Origin of the sequence: Streptomyces sp. PA03-1a (assembly GCF_033792805.1) — a bacterium.
In the GTDB taxonomy this organism is placed as follows: Bacteria; Actinomycetota; Actinomycetes; order Streptomycetales; family Streptomycetaceae; genus Actinacidiphila.
The window spans coordinates 1-6,033 of record NZ_JARAVO010000374.1; the positions used below are offsets into that span (position 1 = coordinate 1).

3 protein-coding genes are annotated in these 6,033 nt (G+C 73.4%); 2 read left to right on the top strand and 1 reads right to left on the bottom strand.

Translation table 11 applies throughout. The features are described from left to right. The first annotated feature begins 113 nt into the window (after positions 1 to 113). Positions 114 to 1,379, top strand: coding sequence for an ABC transporter substrate-binding protein (locus PV341_RS43200; RefSeq protein WP_500330647.1), 1,266 nt, complete (start codon positions 114 to 116; stop codon positions 1,377 to 1,379). Positions 1,380 to 1,503: 124 nt separating this feature from the next. Continuing rightward, positions 1,504 to 4,338, top strand: coding sequence for a DEAD/DEAH box helicase (locus PV341_RS43205; protein ID WP_500330646.1), 2,835 nt, complete (start codon positions 1,504 to 1,506; stop codon positions 4,336 to 4,338). A gap of 33 nt (positions 4,339 to 4,371) precedes the next feature. On the opposite strand, the gene PV341_RS43210 is transcribed toward PV341_RS43205, so the two are convergent. Next, a partial coding sequence (locus tag PV341_RS43210; RefSeq protein WP_500360761.1) for an allophanate hydrolase occupies positions 4,372 to 6,033 on the bottom strand: 1,662 nt, incomplete at its 5' end.

Here is a 6,033-nt window from a genome sequence, read left to right on the forward strand (position 1 = left end):
GGTGAGGACGACGGTGGACCTGAGGCGCTGTTTCCGGGTCACGGTGTGCTTGCTCCTGGAGGGGTGGGCCGCGGCGGCCCCCCGCGGCCCACCCCTCCAGGAGCAAGCACACCGTGACCCGGAAACAGCGCCTCAGGTCCACCGTCGTCCTCACCGCCGCCCTCACCTGCGTCCTCACGGCCTGCGGCGGGGACGAGGGCACCGCCGCGGTCGACGGTCCGGTCGACGCGAACGGCGTCAAGACGGGGCCCGGCATCACCGACTCCACCATCACCCTGGGCGTCCTCACCGACCTGTCCGGCCCGTACGGCCCGCTGGGCCGCTCGGTGCTGCAGGCGGAGAAGCTCTACGCCGACCAGGTCAACGCCGAAGGCGGCGTGTGCGGCCGCAAGCTCAAGCTGCTCGTCCGTGACCACGGCTACGACGTCGACACGGCCGTCGTCCACTACGGCGAGATGGAGCCGAAGATCGCCGCGATGCCGGGCCTGCTCGGTTCGACGATCATCAACGCCCTGCTCGACAGCATCGAGGTCGACGACGTCATGACGACGTCCCTCGGCTACTCCTCGGCCCTGCTCGGCCAGCCCACCCTGACGACCATCAACGCCACCTACGACGTCGACATGATCAACGGCTTCGAGTACCTGGCGGACACCCAGGGCCTCGGGCCGGGCGACCGGGTCGGCTACATCTACCTCGAGGGCGACTACGGGAGCAACGCGCGGCGCGGGGCCAGGTTCGTCGCCGACAAGCGCGGCATGACCCTCGTCGAGAAGAAGGTCGGGCCGGCGCGCAAGGACCTGTCCGAGGAGGTGCGGGAGCTCGGCGAGGCCGGGGTGAAGGCCGTCCTGATCAGCACCAGCCCCGCGCAGACCGCCGCGGCGGTCGGTGCCGCCGCGGCGGGCGGGCTCGACGTGCCGTTCCTCGGCAGCGCCGTCGGCTACGACCCGCAGCTGCTGAAGACCCCGGCGGCGCCGGCGCTGCTGAAGATGCTGCAGCTCGTCGCCCCCACCCCGGCGATGACCAGCGACACCCCCGAGGTCAGGAAGCTCGTCGCGGACTACAAGCGCCGCTACCCGGGGGACCCGCTGAACCAGGGGCTGGAGACCGGGCACAACACGATGGCCGTCGCCGTCCAGGACCTGAAGTCGGCCTGCGAGGCGGAGGACCTGAGCAGGGAGGGCATCATCGCGGCGCACCGCCGGCTCAAGGGGTTCGACCCCGGGCTGGGCCCGGCCCTGGACTTCTCCGACCCGTGGCGGCCCAGCGCCACCCGGAGCTACATCGTCAAGCCGGACCAGGGCGTGCCCGGCGGTCTGGCCGGGGTGAAGGACGCCTTCAAGGTCCCGCTGGTGGAGCAGTACCTCACCACCATCTGAGCTTCCCGGGCGCGGGGCGCGGAGGTGGGGCGGGCGCGACACGCCCGGCCTCCGCGCCCCGGGTTTTGCTTCGGCAAAAAGATCATGTCGGCTGTCAGTGCGGCCCGGTAGTCTCGTTTTCAAGATGAACGAAGAGATGTCTCCCGCCGAGCGGTACGCCGCTTCCCGGCTCCGCGCCGCCGAGCAGGCCACCGCACTCGCGGGCTTCCGCGAGCTGTACGAGTTCGGCCTGGACCCCTTCCAGATCGAGGCCTGTCAGGCCCTCGAGGCCGGCAAGGGCGTGCTGGTGGCGGCACCCACCGGCTCCGGCAAGACCATCGTGGGCGAGTTCGCGGTCCACCTGGCCCTCCGCGAGGGCCGCAAGTGCTTCTACACCACCCCCATCAAGGCGCTGTCGAACCAGAAGTTCACCGACCTCGTCAAGCGCTACGGCGCCGAGCGGGTCGGCCTGCTGACCGGCGACAACAGCGTCAACGGGGACGCGCCGATCGTGGTCATGACCACCGAGGTGCTCCGCAACATGCTGTACGCGGGCTCCCAGGCCCTCGACGGCCTCGGCTACGTGGTCATGGACGAGGTGCACTACCTCTCCGACCGCTTCCGCGGCGCGGTCTGGGAGGAGGTCATCATCCACCTCCCGCAGTCCGTGACCCTGGTGTCGCTCTCCGCGACCGTCTCCAACGCCGAGGAGTTCGGCGACTGGCTGGACACCGTCCGCGGCGACACGCAGGTCATCGTCTCCGAGCACCGCCCGGTGCCGCTGTGGCAGCACGTCCTGGCGGGCCGCCGGATGTACGACCTGTTCGAGGAGGAGCAGGGCTCCGGCACGGGCGGGCAGCGCGCCGCCGTCAACCCCGACCTGGTGCGGCTGGCCCGCACGGAGAACCAGCGCGCCTTCAACGGCCGCGACCGGCGCGGCGGCAGGATGCGCGAGGCCGACCGCGAGCGCGAGCGGCGTCAGCAGCGCAGGATCTGGACGCCCAGCCGGGTCGAGGTGATCGAGCGGCTGGACGCGGAGGGGCTGCTGCCCGCGATCACGTTCATCTTCAGCCGCGCCGGCTGCGAGTCGGCGGTGCAGCAGTGCCTGCACGCGGGCCTGCGGCTCAACAACGAGGAGAACCGGGCGAAGGTCCGGGCCATAGTCGAGGAGCGCACCAAGTCCATCCCCGACGAGGACCTGAACGTCCTCGGCTACTTCGAGTGGCTGGAGGGCCTGGAGCGCGGCATCGCCGCGCACCACGCCGGCATGCTGCCGACCTTCAAGGAGGTCGTCGAGGAGCTCTTTGTGAAGGGCCTGGTCAAGGCCGTCTTCGCCACCGAGACGCTGGCGCTGGGCATCAACATGCCCGCGCGCTCCGTGGTCCTGGAGAAGCTCGTCAAGTGGAACGGCGAGACCCACGCCGACGTCACCCCCGGCGAGTACACGCAGCTCACCGGCCGTGCCGGACGCCGTGGCATCGACGTCGAGGGCCACGCGGTCGTGCTGTGGCAGCGCGCCTTCGACCCCGTCCACCTGGCGGGTCTGGCCGGTACGCGCACCTATCCGCTGCGCTCCTCCTTCAAGCCCTCGTACAACATGGCCGTCAACCTCGTCGGCCAGTTCGGGCGGCACCGCTCCCGTGAGCTGCTGGAGACCTCGTTCGCGCAGTTCCAGGCCGACCGCTCGGTGGTCGGCATCTCCCGCCAGGTGCAGCGCAACGAGGAGGGCCTGGAGGGCTACCGGTCCTCCATGACCTGCCACCTCGGTGACTTCAACGAGTACATGTCGCTGCGCCGGCAGCTGAAGGACCGCGAGGCCGAGCTGTCCCGGCAGGGCGCGAACCAGCGCCGGGTGGCCGTGGCGGACGCGCTGGAGAAGCTCCGGCCGGGCGACATCATCCACGTCCCCGCCGGCAAGTTCGCGGGGCTGGCCCTGGTCCTCGACCCGGGCGTGCCCGCCGGCCGCAGCCCCGGCCACCACAACCGGCACGACCCGTTCCAGCACGACGGCCCCCGCCCGCTGGTGCTCACCGCGGAGCGGCAGGTCAAGCGGCTCGCGCAGATCGACTTCCCGGTGCCGGTCGAGGCGCTGGACCGGATGCGCATCCCCAAGTCCTTCAACCCGCGCAGCCCCCAGTCCCGGCGCGACCTGGCCTCCGCCATGCGCTCCAAGGCCGGTACGGCCGGCATAGCGCCGCAACGGCAGCGCCGCCAGCGCTCGGCCGCCGCGGACGACAACGAGATCGCCCGGCTGCGGACCGAGATCCGCGCGCACCCCTGCCACGGCTGCGACGAGCGCGAGGACCACGCCCGCTGGGCCGAGCGCTACCAGCGGCTCCAGCGCGACACCAAGCAGCTCGAGCGCCGTATCGAAGGCCGCACCAACACCATCGCCCGCACCTTCGACCGGATCTGCGCCCTGCTCACCGACCTCGGCTACCTCGAGGCCGACAAGGTCACCGCCGACGGCCGCCGGCTGGCCCGGCTCTACGGTGAGCTCGACCTCCTGGCCAGCGAGTGCCTCCGTGACGGGGTCTGGGACGGCCTCGGCCCCGCCGACCTCGCCGCCTGCGCCTCCGCGCTGGTCTACGAGTCCCGCTCCGCGGACGACGCCCTGCCGCCGCGGCTGCCCTCCGGCAGCGCCAAGCAGGCACTCGGCGAGATGGTCCGCATCTGGGGCCGCCTCGACGCCCTGGAGGAGGACCACCGCATCAACCAGGCCGAGGGCGTCGGGCAGCGCGAACCCGACCTCGGCTTCGCCTGGGCCGCCCACCGCTGGGCCTCCGGGCACGGCCTGGACGCGGTGCTGCGCGACGCCGACATGCCGGCGGGCGACTTCGTGCGCTGGACGAAGCAGCTCATCGACGTGCTCGGCCAGATCGCCGACGCCGCCCCCGAGGGCAGCCCGGTGCGGCGCAACGCCCGCAAGGCCGTCGACGGACTCCTGCGCGGCGTCGTGGCCTACTCCTCGGTGGGCTGAGCTGCCGCGGGGCTGCGCTACCGCGGGGCTGCGCTACCGCGGGGCCGGGCGGGCGGCCGCGAGGTACGCCCGCCAGCCGCCGTGCTCCGTGATGTCCCGGGCGCCCGTCAGCGCGGCCGGCTCGCACAGGAAGCCCGGGACGGCGGTACCGTCCGCGAGACGGACCGGGCCGAGGGCCATCGGGTGGGGGAGCGCGGCGAGGAGCCGGCCGAGGCCCTCGGCGGGGAGTTCCCACACCTCGCACTCCACGGTCGCGCCCTGGTCCGGTGGCACGCGCACCAGACCGGGCTTGGGCGGTGTGGTCGGCAGGGCGTACAGCCGGTACTCGGCGGCGGTCGTGGTCGCACGGAGCAACCGGGCGCCCAGGGCCTGCAGTTCGCCGTTGAGCGGCTGGCCCGACAGGTGGGCGCCGACGACCGTGAAGGGGACGGTGGGGCCCAGCAGGCCCGCGATGGCGCTCTGGCGCTCCTCGGTACGGGCGCGGCCCAGCAGCATCACCCCGAACGGCAGGACGCCGACCTCGCCGGCGGGCACCGCGACCCCGCACATGTCCAGGAGGTTGGCGGAGTTGGTGAACCGGCCCAGGCGGGCGTTGGCCCCTTCCGGGTCGGCGGCGACCTCCGCGAGCGTGGGGTGCCCGGGGGCCGTCGGCAGAAGCAGCGCGTCGGCGTCGCCGAGTGCGTCCATGGCGCGGTCCGTGAGCGCGGCCAGCCGCTCACGGTCGGCGAGGAGGCGGTGCGCGGGGATGTCGCGGGCGGCGGTGATGATGCGCGCGACGGTCGGGTCCAGGTCCGGGCTCCCGGTGTGTTTGTCGATGAAGCCACCCACGGCGGTGTAGCGCTCCGCCACGAAGGCGCCCTCGTAGAGCAGCGCCGCAGCGGCGGAGAACGGCGTCAGGTCCACCGGGCGCACCTCCACGCCCGCGGCCGCCAGGCGTCCTGCCGTCCAGGAAAAGGCCTCCGCCCACCCCGGGTCGAGCTCCCCGAGCTGCTCCAGGGGCGGCACCGCCACGCGCCACGGCCCCGGACGGCGGGCGGGCGGCGGCGCCTGCGGCACGTCGGCGACGACACCCAGCGCCCGCTGCGCCTCCGGGAGCGTGCGGGCGAACACCGTGACGCAGTCCAGGCTCGCGCAGGCGGGCACCACGCCCTCCGTCGGCACCAGCCCCCGGGTCGGCTTGATCCCCACGATCCCGTTGAACGCGGCGGGCACCCGCCCCGAACCTGCCGTGTCCGTGCCGAGGGCGACGTCCACGATCCCGAGCGCCACGGCGACCGCCGAGCCCGCACTCGAACCGCCGCTGACCCGCGCCGGGTCGTACGCGTTGCGCACCGCCCCGTACGGGCTCCTGGTACCGACCAGGCCCGTCGCGAACTGGTCCAGGTTGGTCGTCCCCAGCACCACCGCACCGGCGGCGCGCAGCCGGGCCACGGCGGGCGCGTCGGCGTCCGGCAGGTACGCGTACGCGGGGCAGCCGGCGGTCGTGGGCAGCCCCGCGACGTCGATGTTCCCCTTGACGGCGACCACGGTCCCGGCCAGCGGCAGCGGGTCCGCGGCGTCCAGGGCGGCGGCCTCGGCCTCCACGTCGGCCTGCGGCCGCAGCGTGATCCACACCTCGGGGCGGTCCACTTCGCGGATGCGCGCGTACGCGGCCCGGACCCGGTCGAGGGCGGGGGTGCCGGAGGGGGGCGGAGT

Coding starts and splice junctions, on each gene's coding strand:
- PV341_RS43205 (WP_500330646.1), top strand. CDS start 1,504: ATGAACGAAGAGATGTCTCCCGCCGAGCGGTACGCCGCTTCCCGGCTC.